The organism is Candidatus Eisenbacteria bacterium (assembly GCA_016867715.1).
GTDB lineage: Bacteria > Orphanbacterota > Orphanbacteria > Orphanbacterales > Orphanbacteraceae > VGIW01.
On sequence record VGIW01000001.1, the window covers coordinates 65,506 to 79,777 of the forward strand.

11 protein-coding genes are annotated in these 14,272 nt (G+C 66.1%); all 11 read left to right on the forward strand.

All coding sequences use genetic code 11. The features are described from left to right. Positions 1 to 14 precede the first annotated feature (14 nt). Positions 15 to 1,904 carry a hypothetical protein gene (locus FJY73_00265; GenBank protein ID MBM3319095.1) on the forward strand — a complete coding sequence of 630 codons (1,890 nt, stop codon included), beginning with the start codon at positions 15 to 17 and terminating at the stop codon, positions 1,902 to 1,904. A 1-nt stretch (position 1,905) separates the two neighbouring features. Continuing rightward, positions 1,906 to 2,469 (forward strand): CvpA family protein, encoded by a 564-nt coding sequence (locus tag FJY73_00270; GenBank protein ID MBM3319096.1) that lies wholly within the window; start codon positions 1,906 to 1,908, stop codon positions 2,467 to 2,469. 36 nt (positions 2,470 to 2,505) lie between these two features. After that, the gene (locus FJY73_00275; protein ID MBM3319097.1) at positions 2,506 to 3,882 is read left to right on the forward strand and encodes a phosphomannomutase/phosphoglucomutase; all 1,377 of its coding nucleotides are present in this window, start codon (positions 2,506 to 2,508) and stop codon (positions 3,880 to 3,882) included. Then, entirely contained in the window at positions 3,836 to 4,954 is a 1,119-nt protein-coding gene (locus tag FJY73_00280; protein ID MBM3319098.1) for a mannose-1-phosphate guanylyltransferase, read from the forward strand. The genes FJY73_00275 and FJY73_00280 overlap by 47 nt, the downstream gene beginning before the upstream one ends. 451 nt (positions 4,955 to 5,405) lie before the next feature. Next, positions 5,406 to 5,804: a helix-hairpin-helix domain-containing protein gene (locus FJY73_00285; GenBank protein MBM3319099.1), complete on the forward strand. Its 399-nt coding sequence runs from the start codon at positions 5,406 to 5,408 to the stop codon at positions 5,802 to 5,804. Next, the gene (gene pilB, locus FJY73_00290) at positions 5,698 to 7,392 is read left to right on the forward strand and encodes a type IV-A pilus assembly ATPase PilB (GenBank protein MBM3319100.1); all 1,695 of its coding nucleotides are present in this window, start codon (positions 5,698 to 5,700) and stop codon (positions 7,390 to 7,392) included. The genes FJY73_00285 and pilB overlap by 107 nt, the downstream gene beginning before the upstream one ends. 17 nt (positions 7,393 to 7,409) lie before the next feature. Continuing rightward, complete coding sequence (locus tag FJY73_00295; protein MBM3319101.1) at positions 7,410 to 8,498, forward strand: type IV pilus twitching motility protein PilT; 1,089 nt, start codon at positions 7,410 to 7,412, stop codon at positions 8,496 to 8,498. 12 nt (positions 8,499 to 8,510) lie between these two features. Beyond that, a complete protein-coding gene (locus FJY73_00300) occupies positions 8,511 to 9,722 on the forward strand; it encodes a type II secretion system F family protein (GenBank protein ID MBM3319102.1) in 1,212 nt (403 codons plus the stop codon). A gap of 13 nt (positions 9,723 to 9,735) precedes the next feature. Continuing rightward, positions 9,736 to 11,544, forward strand: coding sequence for a PAS domain S-box protein (locus FJY73_00305; protein ID MBM3319103.1), 1,809 nt, complete (start codon positions 9,736 to 9,738; stop codon positions 11,542 to 11,544). After that, on the forward strand, positions 11,541 to 12,890 hold the full coding sequence (locus FJY73_00310; protein MBM3319104.1) for a sigma-54-dependent Fis family transcriptional regulator: 1,350 nt from the start codon (positions 11,541 to 11,543) through the stop codon (positions 12,888 to 12,890). The genes FJY73_00305 and FJY73_00310 overlap by 4 nt, the downstream gene beginning before the upstream one ends. A gap of 308 nt (positions 12,891 to 13,198) precedes the next feature. Beyond that, on the forward strand, positions 13,199 to 13,645 hold the full coding sequence (locus FJY73_00315; GenBank protein ID MBM3319105.1) for a type II secretion system protein: 447 nt from the start codon (positions 13,199 to 13,201) through the stop codon (positions 13,643 to 13,645). The last annotated feature ends 627 nt before the right edge of the window (positions 13,646 to 14,272 follow it).

The following is a 14,272-nucleotide window of genomic DNA, read 5'->3' on the forward strand; positions in this document are numbered from 1 at the left end:
TCTCGTTCATCCTCGTGCTCCTGCTTCCGATCGTTGCTACCTTTCCGAGCTTCGCGTACGCGGACGAGGAAACGCCGCCGCCGAAGAAGGGCGCGGCTCTTCCGATGGCGCCGGGGCCCGCCTCTCCTGCGGCCCCGGACTCGATCGAGGACGCGGCTCCGCCCCCGGAGGAGAAGCCGGCCGCCCCCTCGAGACCGCCCGTCCCCGTCGACTCGCTCCTCCGCGGCGTCTCCCCTCGGCTCGACTCGTTCTCCGCATGGACGCTCCGCGCCGCCGATCTCTCGTTTTACGCTCCCCGCTCGTTCGCGGACGCCGCCGCCGCGCGACCGGTCGCGCGCGCCGACCGCTTCGGTCCGCCGGCCTACTTCGAGACGATCCGCGTCGGCGGGACCGGGGCGCCGCTCGTTCTGGTCGACGGGATCCTCTGGCCGCGCGAGGCGGGCGGGCTTCCGAACGCCGGAGCGCTCCCGCGCCAGGGGATCGGAACGTTCGCGCTCGCGGGGCCGCGCCTTCTCCCCGAGCTCGCCCTTGCGGCTCCCGGAGGCGCGATCCTCCTCGACGAAGAGCCGTGGCTGGGGGGACCCCCGAGGAGCGTGGTCGCCGCCGATCGCGGGGCGGACGGCTTTCGGGATTATCGCTTCGGCCTTGTCCGGGACGTGACGAGTCGGCTCGCCCTCCGGTTCGACGGGCAGTTCCGCAAGGCGGATGCGTTCACCGTGGACAGCCAGCGCGCGTTCTCCAGCGGCATCGCCGCCGAGGCGCGCCTGGGGCCCTCGCTCCTTCTCCGCGCGCGGCTCCGCCGCCACGACGGCGAGGAGGTTCTTCTCGACCGAGATCTCCGGCAGCGGTTCTCGCATCGTGCGAGCGACGAGCGAGAGGTTCTCGCGATCGAGCTTCTCGCTCCCGGAATGAATGGACAAGCCTACCGGACGTCGATACACTCCCGCGCGGATGCGGCGGACGCCGCGTACGCGTCGACATCGGTCGTCGACGAGCGGAGCGGCCTTCGTCTCTCGCGGGCATTCCGCGCGCGGGGCGCGGGGATCGCGGTCGCCCTCCGCGGCGAGAAGCGCGAGGCGGAAGCGGACGGATCGCGACGGGAGAGCGCCCGAGGGGCGGTGTCCGCGGGGGGCTCGTTCGCCCCGGTCCCTTGGGGCGACGCATCGGTCGCGCTTCTCGGCGGCGCGGAGAAGGGGGAGAGAGGGAGCCTCGCCGCGGAGGTCTCATTCGCGTGGAGCGGGGTCCTTCCGGGGTTCTTCCGCGCGGGGCGTTTCCGCGAGGAACGCGCGGTGCGGCGATGGATCGCGGACGATGCCGATCCCGGGGTCGTCCGCTCCGCCGAGGCGGGAATCGGCTTTGGGTTCCTTCCTCTTCGCCCGAAGGTTCGATGGTTTCGACGTGAAGGAAATGGCGTCGACCATCTCCTCTCCGTCGACGCCCACTTGGAGAGCTTCATGCGGATCGACGAGAGGACGGACGGCGTGGAGGCCTCCTTCGAGGGGAGGGCCGGCGCGGTCGAGTGGGAGGGATCGTACGCGTGGATCCGCGCGCGGGAGAAAGGGAAGCCCGATCCCTTGCCGTACCACTCCGATCATCTGGCGCGCGGGCGGGTCTCCTACGAGCGCTCGATTCCCCGGTTCCCCGCCGTGCCGCGCATGGACCTCCTCGGCGAGTGGCGATCCGACCGGCGCGCGCCGGGTCGGTCCGCGCCGATGGAGGACTACTTCACTCTCCGCGGGCGGGTCACGCTGAACGTGCGGGGGACCGATCTCTTCGCAGAGATGGAGCAGGTGCTCGGGCATCAAGTCGAGTACATCGACGGCCCGCTGGAGGGGACCGACGGCGTCCTTTCTGGCAGCCGTCAGATCTACCTTGGGCTCGTGTGGGCCTTCACGGACGGGTAAGATGGATACTTTTCGAACCCTCGGCGTCATCGACATCCTGATCGCTATCCTTCTCCTGCTTTTCCTGATCCACGGTTTCCGGCGCGGGTTTCTCCGCTCGCTCTTCGGGCTTCTCGCCATCGGCGCCGGCTGGATCATCGCCTCGCGCTTCCACCTCGCGCTCGCGATGCGCTGGAGCACGTCGCGTCCGGAGGCGGAGATCGCGCTTCGTCTCGGCGTGTTTCTCCTTCTCTTCGTCATCACCGCCCTCGCCGTGCGGCTCGTCGGTCTGGCGATCACGGGCGTCATCTCGGGAACCCCGCTCTCCCTGATCGACCGGCTGCTCGGAGGGGTCTGCGGCGTCGGGATCGGCGCGGTCTTTCTCGGCGCCCTCTTTCTCGTCGCGACGATCTACTTCCCCGGAGGCGCGCGCGTCCTTGCGGGCTCCAAGTTCCACCAACCGCTCATCGAGGTGGTCCGCGTCCTGTCGAACACGATGCCGCGGGAGATGAAGGACCGCCTCCATCGCTTCGAACCGAGAAGGATTCCGTCGTCCGCGGCGGACAAGACCGAACAAGATGCTTGAACCGATCGTGAATCGCTCCGGGCAAAAGGGGATCGCATGAATCCGGAGATCTTTCGCGAGTACGACATTCGGGGGGTGGTCGAGAAGGACCTTCCGCCGGAACATGTCCGGCGGATCGCCCGCGGGATCGGGACCTACGTGAAGCGCCGCCACGAGGGAGAGGTGGTGGTCGGGCGCGACGTCCGCCTCAGCTCGGAATCCCTCTGCGCGCAGGTGATCGAGGGCCTGAACGCGTGCGGGCTCGATTGCGTCGACATCGGCATGGTCCCCACGCCGCTCCTCTACTACGCGGCGACGCGCGGCGGAGAGGATTCGTTCGCGGCCGGCCTCATGATTACGGGGAGCCACAACCCGCCCGAGTTCAACGGTTTCAAGATCTGTCACGGGACGACGCCGATCTTCGGGCCGGACATCCAGGTGATCCGCGCGCTCGTGGAGAAGGGGGAGTTCGAGAAGGGGAGCGGCACGGTTCGCCGGATGGACGTGCGCGAGGACTACATCGAGGAGATCGTGCGCGGCATCCGGATCCCGCGCAAGGTCCGCCTCGTCGTCGATTCGGGCAACGGGACCGGGGGGCCGATCGCCGTCCCGATCTTCCGCAAGCTCGGCTGCGAGGTGATCTCCCTCTTCGAGGAGCCGGACGGCCGCTTCCCGAATCATCACCCCGACCCGACCGTTCCGAAATACATCCAGACGCTGATCCGGACGGTCCGCGAGAGCGGGAGCGAGCTCGGCGTCGGTTACGACGGTGATTCGGACCGGATCGGGGCGGTCGACGAGAAGGGAGAGATCCTCTTCGGCGACACGCTGACCGGCATCTTCGCACGCTCGGTTCTTCGATCGAACCCGGGCGCGACGATTGTTTTTGACGTCAAGTGTTCGAAGGGTCTCGTCGAGGCGATCGAGGAGGCGGGCGGAAGGCCGCTCATGTGGAAGACGGGCCATTCGCACCTCAAGCGGAAGATGAAGGAGGAGCGCGGTCCCTTCGCGGGGGAGATGAGCGGCCACGTCTTCTTCGCCGACCGCTACTACGGCTACGACGACGCGATCTACGCCTCCTGCCGCCTCGTCGAAATCGTCGCGAACGAAGGGCGGCCGCTCTCCGCGATCGCGGCCGAAATCCCGCGCTACTTCTCGACCCCCGAGATCCGAATCGACTGCCCGGACGCGGTGAAGTTCCAGGTCGTCGAGAAGGTGCGGGACCGTTTCCGCGCGACGCACGAGGTGATCGACATCGACGGGGCGCGGATCGACTTCGGGGATGGGTGGGGGCTTCTTCGCGCCTCGAACACGCAGCCGGTTCTCGTTCTTCGGTTCGAGGCGAAGAGCGCCGATGCGCTCGCGAGGATCCGCCGAACGGTCGGGGATGCGCTTCGCGGGCACGTTTCCGTTCCGGACGAGGTGTTCGCCTGAGATGATCGCCGTGATTCTCGCGGGGGGGAGCGGCACGCGCTTCTGGCCGGTCTCCCGCGCGTCGGAGCCGAAGCAGTTCCTCCCCCTTCTCGGCGGCCGCTCGCTTCTCGCCGAGACGGTCGCCCGCGTTCTCCCCCTCGTTCCGGCGGAGAGGATCTTCGTGGTGACGGGAGGGTCGTTCACGGAGCGGGCGAGGCGCGAGGCGCCGATGCTCCCCGCGGAGAACGTGATCGGAGAGCCGACGGGAAGGAACACGGCGCCGGCGATCGTTCTGGCGGTCGCGCGCGCCGATCGGGGAGGCGGCTCAGACGAGGTGATGGTTGTCCTTCCCGCCGACCACGCGATCGGAGACGTCCCCCTCTTTCACGAGACGCTCCGCGCGGGCGAGGAGTTCTGCCGAACCGAGAAGGCGCTTCTCACGCTGGGGATTCGGCCGGCGCGCCCAGAAACCGGCTACGGATATCTCGAGATCGGCGAGCGGCGCGCCGTCCGGCGCGGCCGCGCGGTGCACGAGGTGGCGCGCTTCGTGGAGAAGCCAAACCGCGAGACGGCGGAGAGGTTCTTCGCGTCGGGACGGCATCTCTGGAACAGCGGGATATTCCTCTGGCGGATGGACGCGATCGAGGAGGCCCTTCTCCGGCACGTTCAGGGAGCGCGGGCCGCGATCGCGGCGTTTCGCGCGGCCTCCGCCGAGGATCTCTACCCGGTTCTCGAGGAGACATACCCGAAGCTCCCCGCGCTCTCGATCGACTACGCGGTGATGGAGAAGGCTTCGAACATCGCCGCGATCGGCGCCGATTTCGCGTGGAACGACGTCGGGAGCTGGAGCGCGCTCGGCGATCTCCTTCCGCGCGACGCGGAGGGGAACGAGGTCGACGGGCGGCACGTCGGCCTCGACACGCGCGGCTCGGTCATCCGCTCGGGAGGACGTCTGATCGCGACGATCGGGCTCGACGGGGTTGTCGTCGTCGAGACCGACCGCGCGGTTCTGGTCTGTCCGAGAGAGCGCGCGCAGGACGTGCGGGCCCTCGTGGAGAAGCTCCGCGCGCTCGGCCTCGAAGACGAGCTCTGATCGGTACGAACGGGTAGGGCGCGGCCTCGGTCCGTTTCTTCCCCGGGACTCCCAAGCGTTCCCACGGAACGTTTCCCCCATTCTCCCCGATTCTCTGTAAGCGGGAACAAATCCGTCTAAATCGTTGTGAAACATAAGATTCCGCCGTCTGGACCTGTTCAGAAACTCCTCCAACTGCCGATTCGTGGGAAGGCAGGATCAGCTTAGGGGGCGTCTCTTCCGGACGGCCGGGAGGGATGCCATGACGGAAGAAGAACGCCGATTGGCGATCGCGGTTGCCGTTCTTGTTCTCTTCGGCAGCGCGGTCCGATGGTTCGAACTACGGGGGCAGGAGCCTCCACCGGCGACGGAAAGCGGTCGCACGGTCGAGAGCGCGCCGCGCGCGGAGAACGTGGAGGAAGCGGAAGGGGAGCCGCTCGAGGAGGCGCCGGCCTCGGATCCGAGCCCTGCGATGGTCGAGGCGCTGCGCGCGCGGGTCGATTTGAACCGAGACGGCGCCCCCGCGCTGGAGACGCTCCCCGGGATCGGTCCGAAGAAGGCGCGCCTCATCGTCGAGTGGCGCGAGGCGCACGGGCCGTTCCGATCGCTCGGCGACCTGGACCGGGTGCCCGGAATCGGGCGGAAGACGATCGAGAGGATCGCGCCGCTCGTGACAATCGAGGATCGAACGGCCGGAAGCGAGGGTGGAAGCGCTTCGGGCGGTCGGGAGGCGGATGCCGGCCGGGAAACGAGCGGAAAGGACGATGGGCTTGGATCTCGCGGATCTTCTTCTTCGCTCGGAGCGTCTCACTCCGGAGCAATTCCAGAAGCTCCGGAAGCAGAGGGAGTCCTCGGGCGATCCGACGGATAGCTGCCTGGTCAAGCTGGGGCTCTTGTCCGAGCAGGACCTCCTCGATTTCCTCAGCGCGCAGTTCAAGCTGCCGCCCGCGGACCTTCGCGCGCTCGAGGCGGACCGGGCGGTCCTCGACCTCGTTCCGCACGAGATCTGCTCCCGTTTCAACGTGATCCCGATTCGGAGGCAAGGCCGGACCCTCCAGCTCGCGATGGCCGACCCGACGAACATCTACGCGGTGGAGGACATCAAGTTCCTCACCGGGCTCGAGATCCAGCCGGTGGTGGCGGTCGAATCGAAGATCCGCGAGGCGATCGGAGCGTACTACGACAACTCGTCCGAAGCGCTCGAGAACCTCATGAAGGACTTCGAGGAGGAGGACGTCGAGGTCCTCGACTCGCAGGTCGAGCCGGACGCTGGGGTCTCCGTCGATGAGGCCTCCGACGCGCCCGTGGTCAAGCTCGTCAACTCGATGATCGCCGAGGCGGTTCACCGGAGAGCGAGCGACATCCACATCGAGCCGTTCGAGAAGCAGCTCCGTGTCCGTTTCCGGATCGACGGGACCCTCTACACCGTGATGGGCCCGCCCATCCGGATGAAGAACGCGATCGCTTCACGCGTGAAGATCATGGCCTCTCTCGACATCGCCGAGAAGAGGACGCCGCAGGACGGCAACATCAAGATCCGCCTGCACGACAAGACGGTCGATCTTCGCGTGTCGACCCTTCCGACGGTTTTCGGGGAAAAGGTGGTGATGCGCGTTCTCGACCAGTCGAACCTGAGCGTCGATCTCTCGAAGCTCGGATTCGAGGAGCTCGCGCGGCGGAACTTCGAGCGCGCGATCCGGTCGCCGTGGGGAATGGTCCTCGTGACCGGGCCGACCGGGAGCGGGAAGACGACAACCCTCTACTCGGCCCTCTCGACGGTGAACACGCCGGACACGAACATCCTGACCGCCGAGGACCCGGTCGAGTACAACCTCGAAGGGATCAATCAGGTGGGGATCAACGAGGCGGCCGGCCTCACGTTCGCCTCGGCGCTCCGCTCGTTTCTCCGGCAGGACCCGAACATCATCATGGTCGGCGAGATCCGCGACCTCGAGACGGCCGGCATCGCGGTGAAGGCGGCGCTCACCGGGCACCTCGTGCTCTCGACGCTGCACACGAACGACGCGCCGAGCACGATCAATCGTCTCATCGACATGGGGGTGGAGCCCTTCCTGGTTTCGTCCTCCGTGCGGCTCATTCTCGCCCAGCGTCTCATCCGCCGAACGTGCGCGCGGTGCGCCGAGGAGATCGAGCCGCACCCGGAGGCGCTCGCCGAGCTCGGCGTCACGGAAGCGTGGGCTTCGAAGATCTCCTTCAAGAAGGGGAAAGGGTGCGACGCCTGCAACGGGTCGGGGTATTCGGGAAGGCAGGGGCTCTTCGAGGTGATGCCGATCACGCCCGCGGTCTCGCGGATGATCCTGGATCGCCGTTCGGCGGACGAGATTCGGGACCGGGCGGTGGAGGAAGGGATGCTCACGCTTCGCCAGGACGGCATCCGCAAGATCGAAAAGGGAATCACGACGATCGAGGAAGTTCTCCGGGAGACGTCCGCGGCTTGACCTCGAAAGGAGCGCGCATGCCGTCGCTTCGAGTGCTGTTGGAGGAGATGCTGGAAAGGAACGCGTCGGACATCCATCTTTCCGCCGGGCATCCGCCGCAGCTCCGCATCGACGGAGATCTGACGTCGAGCCGGACGGCGGAACCGCTCGGCCCCGAGGCGGTTCTCCAGCTCGCGTACTCGATCCTCACTGAGGATCAGAGGAAGCGCTTCGAGAAGGACAAGGAGCTCGACCTCTCGTTCGGAATCCGGGGAGTCTCCCGCTTCCGCGCGAATGTTTATATGCAAAGAGGTTCGGTCTCCGTCGCGATCCGGCGCATTCCGTTCGAGATCCTCTCGTTCGAGGAGCTCGGGCTTCCGCCGATCGTGCAGGAGCTCGCCCAGAAGCCGAAGGGGCTCATTCTCGTGACCGGGCCGACCGGGTGCGGGAAGTCGACCACCCTCGCGTCGATCATCGACAAGATCAATGAGGAGCGCCGGTCGCACATCATCACGATCGAGGATCCCATCGAGTACGTGCACCGGAACAAGTCCTCGACGATCGACCAGAGGGAGGTCGGCGCCGACACCGTCTCCTTCCACGCCGCCCTCAAGTACGTCCTCCGGCAAGATCCGGACGTGATCCTGATCGGCGAGATGCGCGACCTCGAGACGATCCAAGCGGCGCTCACGATCGCGGAAACCGGCCATCTCGCGCTCGCGACGCTCCACACGAACTCGGCGGCGGAATCGATCAATCGAATCGTCGACGTCTTTCCGGCCGGCCAGAAGAACGAAGTCCAAGCCCAGCTCGCTTTCGTTTTGGAGGGAGTGATCTGCCAGCAGCTCGTCCCGCGGAGCTACGGCCCGGGCCGGGTTCTCATCGCGGAGGTTCTCGTCTGCACGCCGGCGATCCGCGCCGTCATCCGCGAAGGGAAGATTCATCAGGTCTACGGCATGATGCAGGCGAGCGCGAAGTTCGGGATGCAGACGATGAACCAGTCGCTCTTCCATGCGATCCGGCGGCGGATGCTCTCTCGGGAGGCCGCTCTCGAGCGGAGCCAGGATCCGCGCGAACTCGAGCAGATGCTCGGGCGAGCCGATGCGCCGGTCGCGTCCCGAGCGTAAGAAGGATTCCCCATGACGGTAACCTATGCGTGGAAGGGGAAGACGGCGACGGGTGAGATCGTCTCGGGGGAGACCGCCGTCGAGAACCGGAAGGAGCTCGGGAACGTTCTCCGGAAGCGGCGGGTGATCGCGACCGAGGTGAAGGAGAAGAAGACGCGCGCGAAGGGGAAGAAGCGGGGATCGGTCAAGACGAACGACCTTGCGGTCTTCACGCGCCAATTCGCCACGATGATCAACGCGGGCCTCCCGATCGTGCAGTGCCTCGACACGCTCGCGAAACAGGTCACAAAGGAGCGCTTCCGCGACGCGATCCAGCAGGTCACGAGGGACGTGGAAACCGGCTCCACGCTCGCCGAGGGTCTCGCGAAGCACAAGTCGATCTTCCCCGACCTCTACATCGCGATGGTGGAGGCGGGCGAGTCGGGAGGCATCCTGGACGAGATTCTCCAGAGGCTCTCGATTTTTCTCGAAAAGCTGGACGCGCTGAAGAGAAAAGTGAAGACCGCGATGATCTATCCGTCGGTGGTCCTCACCGTCGCCGTGCTCGCGACGGTCTTCATGCTGGTGTTCATCATCCCGACCTTCGCGAAGATGTTCAGCGATTTCGGCGGCACGCTTCCGCTTCCGACTCGGATCGTGATGGGGGCGAGCGGCTTCCTGCGAGGCCAGTGGTACCTCCTCGTGGCGGCACTCGCGGCGGGGATCTTTCTCTTCAACCGCTACCGAGCGACCGAGAAGGGGCGGCTTCGAATCGACACGATTCTTCTTCGGGTTCCGGCGATCGGCGACATTCTGCGCAAGGCGGCGGTCGCCCGCTTCACGCGGACTTTGGGGACGCTCATCGCGAGCGGCGTGCCGATTCTGGACGGTCTTGGCATCACCGCGCGGACGGCCGGGAACATGGTCGTTCACAATGCGATCATGCAGACCCGTGTCAGCATCCGCGAGGGACAAACGATCGCGGAACCTCTTCGCGTCTCGGGGGTCTTCCCGCCGATGGTGGTGCAGATGATCGCGATCGGCGAGGAGACGGGCGCTCTCGACGAAATGCTCGGCAAGATCGCCGACTTCTACGAGGCGGAGGTCGACGCGGCGGTCGAGGGGCTCACCTCGATCATCGAGCCGCTCATGATCGTTCTCATGGGAGGCATGGTGGGCGGGATGGTGGTCGCCATGTACCTTCCGATCTTCAAGATGGTCAACGTCATCATGGCGAACCAGTAGGCGGGGGTCGGCCTTGGAACGCGCGGATCGGGAAAGAGACGAGGCGTCGGTCAGGCGTTCGCTCCGGGCGCTCGTCGCGCTTCGGCTCGTCGTGGTATCGGCCATCCTCGGGCTCGGGATCTTCTTCCTTCGCGGAGACGGGGGTCTCGAGAGGTGGAACAGGCCCTTCTTCGCCATGCTGGGGATCACGGTCCTTCTCTCCGCCGTCTACTGGGCGGGCGTGAAGAGGGGGAGAAACTTCCGGTTTCAGGCGGTTCTCCAGCTCCTCGTAGACATCGGGCTCGCGACCGGAATCATCCACTACACGGGGGATTTCGCCTCCCCCTTTGCACTCCTTTATATCTTGATCATCTCGGCCGGCTCCCGTTTTCTCCTTCTCCGGGGAACAATCCTGATCGCGCTCCTCTGCGCGGCGGTTCACGGGGCGCATCTTTCTCTCCACCTCGTCTTCGGCGGGGAGAGGATCGTGGAGCTCGCCGGGCTCTTCCCGCCGGCCGCGTCGGCGGAGGAGGGAAGCCGCCTTTTCGCGCTCCAGATCGGTCTCTACACGATCACGTTCTTTCTCCTCGCTGTCGTATCGGGATATCTCTCTGTGCGCGTTTATCGCGGGGGCGAAGCGCTCGCCGCCGTGCGAACACGCCTCCGCCGCGCCTGCCTCAACACCGACCAGATCGTGGGGAGCCTCTCGAGCGGCCTTCTCACGGTGGACGAGGCGGGGAGGATCGTGCACTTCAATCGGACGGCCGAGAAGATCACAGGTCTCGAGGCACGCACCGTGCTCGGGAGGCCTTTCGAGGAGGATCTGGAGAAGGCGTCGCCGCCCCTCGTCACGCTCCTCAGGGGGATTCTCTCCGGTTGGGGCGACGTGCTGCGGCAGGAAACGACGCTCGTCTCCGCATCCGGGGAGATGGTGCCGATCGGCATGAGCGCGTCGCCGCTTCGCGACGAGACGGGAAACGTGGCGGGGGTCGTCTGCATCTTTCAGGATCTCACGGACGTGCGAAGGATGGAGGAGCATGTGCGTCACGTCGATCGTCTGGCGGCGATCGGGGAGTTGTCGGCGGGAATCGCGCACGAGATCCGGAATCCGTTGGCGACGATCAGCGGGTCCGTTCAGGTCCTTCAAGCGGAGCTTTCGGTCGGCGGAGAGAATGCCAGGCTTCTCGAGATCGTGGTGCGCGAGTCGGACCGCCTGCATCGGATCGTCGAGGACTTCCTCTCCTTTGCGCGTACGGGCCCGACGGAGCGCCGTCCGGTCGATATCACCGCGCTCCTCGAGGAGATTCGGGACCTCGCCGCGGCTCACCCGAAGCGGGGATCCGGTGTCACGATCCGCTTCGATCCGCCTGGGGAGCGCTTCACGGTGCGCGGGGACGCCGAACAGCTCCGCCGCGTTCTTCTCAACCTCGTCACGAACGCTCTCGAGGCGATGGGGGAGAGGGGAACGCTCGCGGTGCGAACTCAAGCGGTTCGCGCGTTCCAGGCATCTCCGGAAAACGATCCGGTATCCGCCGTGGCCCTCTCGGTTTCGGACACGGGGCCCGGAATTGGGGCGCGAGCGCGGGCCGATCTCTTTCGCCCCTTCTTCACGACGAAGAAGGGAGGCGTCGGGCTTGGGCTACCGCTCGCGCAGAAGATCGTGGTGAGCCACCAGGGGAAGATTGACGTAAGAAGCGATCACGAGGGAACCACCTTCACGGTTCTTCTCCCGAGAGAGGAAACCGCAGTTCGTTCCGGCGCTCGTCCGGCGGCGGAAAGCCCGTGCGGCGCTTCCGCGCGGACGATCGGAACGGGAAAGAAGAACGAGGAATCGCCGTCATGACGTCCTCCCGTATCCTAATCGTGGACGACGAAGAGAGCATGTGCCAGTTCCTCTCCATCATGCTTCGCAAGGAGGGGCACGAGGTTCGAACGGCCGGGTCGGGGAAGGAAGCGCTCAAGGCGGTCGCTGAGGAGCCGTTCGACATCGTGATCACCGACATCCGCATGTCCGGCGTCGACGGGCTCGACGTGCTTTCGGGCGTGAAGGAGATCGATTCTTCGCTCCCCGTGATCATCCTCACGGCGTACGCGTCCCAGGAGACCGCGATCGAGGCGGTGAACCGCGGCGCGTTCTATTACCTGACGAAACAGGCCAAGAACGAGGAGATCAAGCTCGTCATCCGGAAGGCGCTCGAGCACAGGAAGCTCCGCGTGGAGAACCGCCTTTTGAAGAGGGAGCTGCGACTTCATCACGATACCCGGAAGGTTGTCGGCCGAAGCCCGAAGATGGAGGAAGTCTACCGTCTCGTGCAGCGGGTCGCGGCGTGCGATTCGACCGTGCTGATCTATGGCGAGAGCGGGACGGGGAAAGAGGTGATCGCTCGCGAGATCCACTTCGCGTCGGCGCGCGCGGATGGCCCGTTCGTTTCGATCAATTGCGGCGCGCTTCCGGAGAGCCTTCTGGAGAGCGAGCTCTTCGGACACGTGAAGGGATCGTTCACCGGGGCGGTGCGCGACAAGGAGGGGCTTTTCGCCGTGGCGAACGGAGGGACCTTCCTTCTCGACGAGGTCGGAGAAACGACCCCGGTGATTCAGGTGAAGCTCCTCCGCGTCCTTCAGGAACGCGAGATCATCCCGGTCGGCGGCACCCGGCCGATCAGCGTGAACGTCCGCCTCATCGCGGCGACGAACGCGGATCTCGAGGAAAAGATTCATGAGGGAACCTTCCGGGCGGATCTCTTCTATCGTCTGAACGTCATCCCGATGCACGTCCCGCCCCTCCGCGAGAGGAAAGAGGACATTCCGATTCTCGTCGATCACTTTCTGAAGCGCTTCGATGCGGAGGGAAGGAAGCGGATCACGCCCGAAGCGATGGAGATCCTGCTTCATTACGGGTGGCCGGGGAACGTGCGGGAGCTCGAGAACATCATGGAGCGCATGGTGATCCTTCACGACAAGGATCTCATCACGCCGGACGATCTTCCGATGCGCGTGCGGAGCCGCGCGGAGAGCAGCCCGATCGACGAGGCGGATCTCTCTTCCCTCACGCTCGAGGAGTTGGAGAAGAGGCATCTCATCCGCGTGCTCGAGGAGACCGGGTGGCAGAAGCGAAAGGCCTCGTCGATCCTCGGCATCAACACCTCCACGCTCTATCGAAAGCTCCAACGCTACGGCCTGGAGAAGTGAGTCGTGCCGGGCACGTGTGACCGGCGCACGGCTCTCGTTGCGTTTTGGCCCCGCCGGTCGCATTCTGCGATGAAGCCTTCTGTCCATTCCGTGCGCAGGAGAGGCCTCGTTCGTTAACGCGTTGGATGGGAACGGATTCCATGCGCTCTTTCCGGTTCCCCGCCTGGCATGGGCTTTGCTCCATCCACCCGTCGGAGAGCAAAAGGGTACGGGTCCCGGATCTTGAGAAAACCGGAGACCACCTTGGGAAGAGCAACAACGGATCCCGGGACCCGCCCACAACCGAAGGCTCGAAGGGGGGTACGACCATGAGAGGACAGAAGGGCTTCACGCTGATCGAGCTGATGATCGTCGTGGTCATCATCGGGATCCTCGCGGCGATCGCGATCCCGAACTTCGTCTCGATGCAGAGCCGCGCGAAGGAAGCGGGTGTGAAGGGGAACCTGCACACGGTACAGCTGGGATTCGAGGACTTCAGCGTTCTGTCGGACGGCGTCTATCCGGTGAACGCGGCGAGCGTCTACGGGGGCGCGGGAACGACCCTCGAGAGCCTGCTTCCGGATTGGGACGGGGTCGCGGGCGGCGACTTCCCGCGGAACCCGTTCGATGGGCTCGAGACCCCGTTCGCGTGGGGCGCGGCCGCGGCGGGTTCGTCCGGCGCGTGCGCGGCGACGACCGCGTTGGTCGGCGGCTACGTTCTCGAGGCGCGTGGCAAGGACATCGCGACCTACATCCTCACGCTAAAAAACTCCTAATCGGCGGCGGGCCGTAAGGTGTCGGGCCCCGGGAGGGGCCCGACGCCGAGGCCGTCGCCGGTCGTCTGATCCCGCCCGGGGTCCTCCGACCTCACACCACCGATCCGCACCGGACCCCGGCGGGGTCCTTTTCTTATGCAAATGTTTGCCGATACGCGGGGAGAGAGAAGCCACCCGCCGTGGGTGCGTTCTCGAATGGCGGGTGGCGGCGGCAGGAAGGGACGGATCCGATCCTGTGGGAACGGAAGGCTCCGGAGCCGAGGGGCGGGGCTCGCTTGCTCAAACATGCCGCGCGGGCCGCGGTCCTCACCCAAGTGTTCGTTCGTAGCGGGATCGGTGCGGCCCGCGCGGCAACTCGCCGCTCTGCCCCGCCCCCCGTCTCCGGAAGGAGACGGAGCGCGGGGTTCGGCTCCCGCCGTCAGACGGTGAGAGCACGGCGGGTGGCGGCCACGGGCGCCTGCTCGCGCGCAGGCCACCAAGTGCGTAGGCGCGACTGGCCGGAGCGCGAGCGGGCTGTGGCCGACACGACTGAGCCGGGGCTCCCCGTCGCGAAGAGCGACGGGGTGGCGAGGAAGCTCCTTCGCGCATGCGGCGCGAAGGAGTGACCCGCCGAACGAGAACGCAACC

Bases quoted from the DNA above. Each gene is read 5' to 3' on its own strand.
- FJY73_00270 (MBM3319096.1), top strand. From the start codon at position 1,906: ATGGATACTTTTCGAACCCTCGGCGTCATCGACATCCTGATCGCTATC.
- FJY73_00275 (MBM3319097.1), top strand. From the start codon at position 2,506: ATGAATCCGGAGATCTTTCGCGAGTACGACATTCGGGGGGTGGTCGAG.
- FJY73_00280 (MBM3319098.1), top strand. From the start codon at position 3,836: ATGCGCTTCGCGGGCACGTTTCCGTTCCGGACGAGGTGTTCGCCTGAG.
- FJY73_00285 (MBM3319099.1), top strand. From the start codon at position 5,406: ATGGTCGAGGCGCTGCGCGCGCGGGTCGATTTGAACCGAGACGGCGCC.
- pilB (MBM3319100.1), top strand. From the start codon at position 5,698: ATGGGCTTGGATCTCGCGGATCTTCTTCTTCGCTCGGAGCGTCTCACT.
- FJY73_00295 (MBM3319101.1), top strand. From the start codon at position 7,410: ATGCCGTCGCTTCGAGTGCTGTTGGAGGAGATGCTGGAAAGGAACGCG.
- FJY73_00300 (MBM3319102.1), top strand. From the start codon at position 8,511: ATGACGGTAACCTATGCGTGGAAGGGGAAGACGGCGACGGGTGAGATC.
- FJY73_00310 (MBM3319104.1), top strand. From the start codon at position 11,541: ATGACGTCCTCCCGTATCCTAATCGTGGACGACGAAGAGAGCATGTGC.
- FJY73_00315 (MBM3319105.1), top strand. From the start codon at position 13,199: ATGAGAGGACAGAAGGGCTTCACGCTGATCGAGCTGATGATCGTCGTG.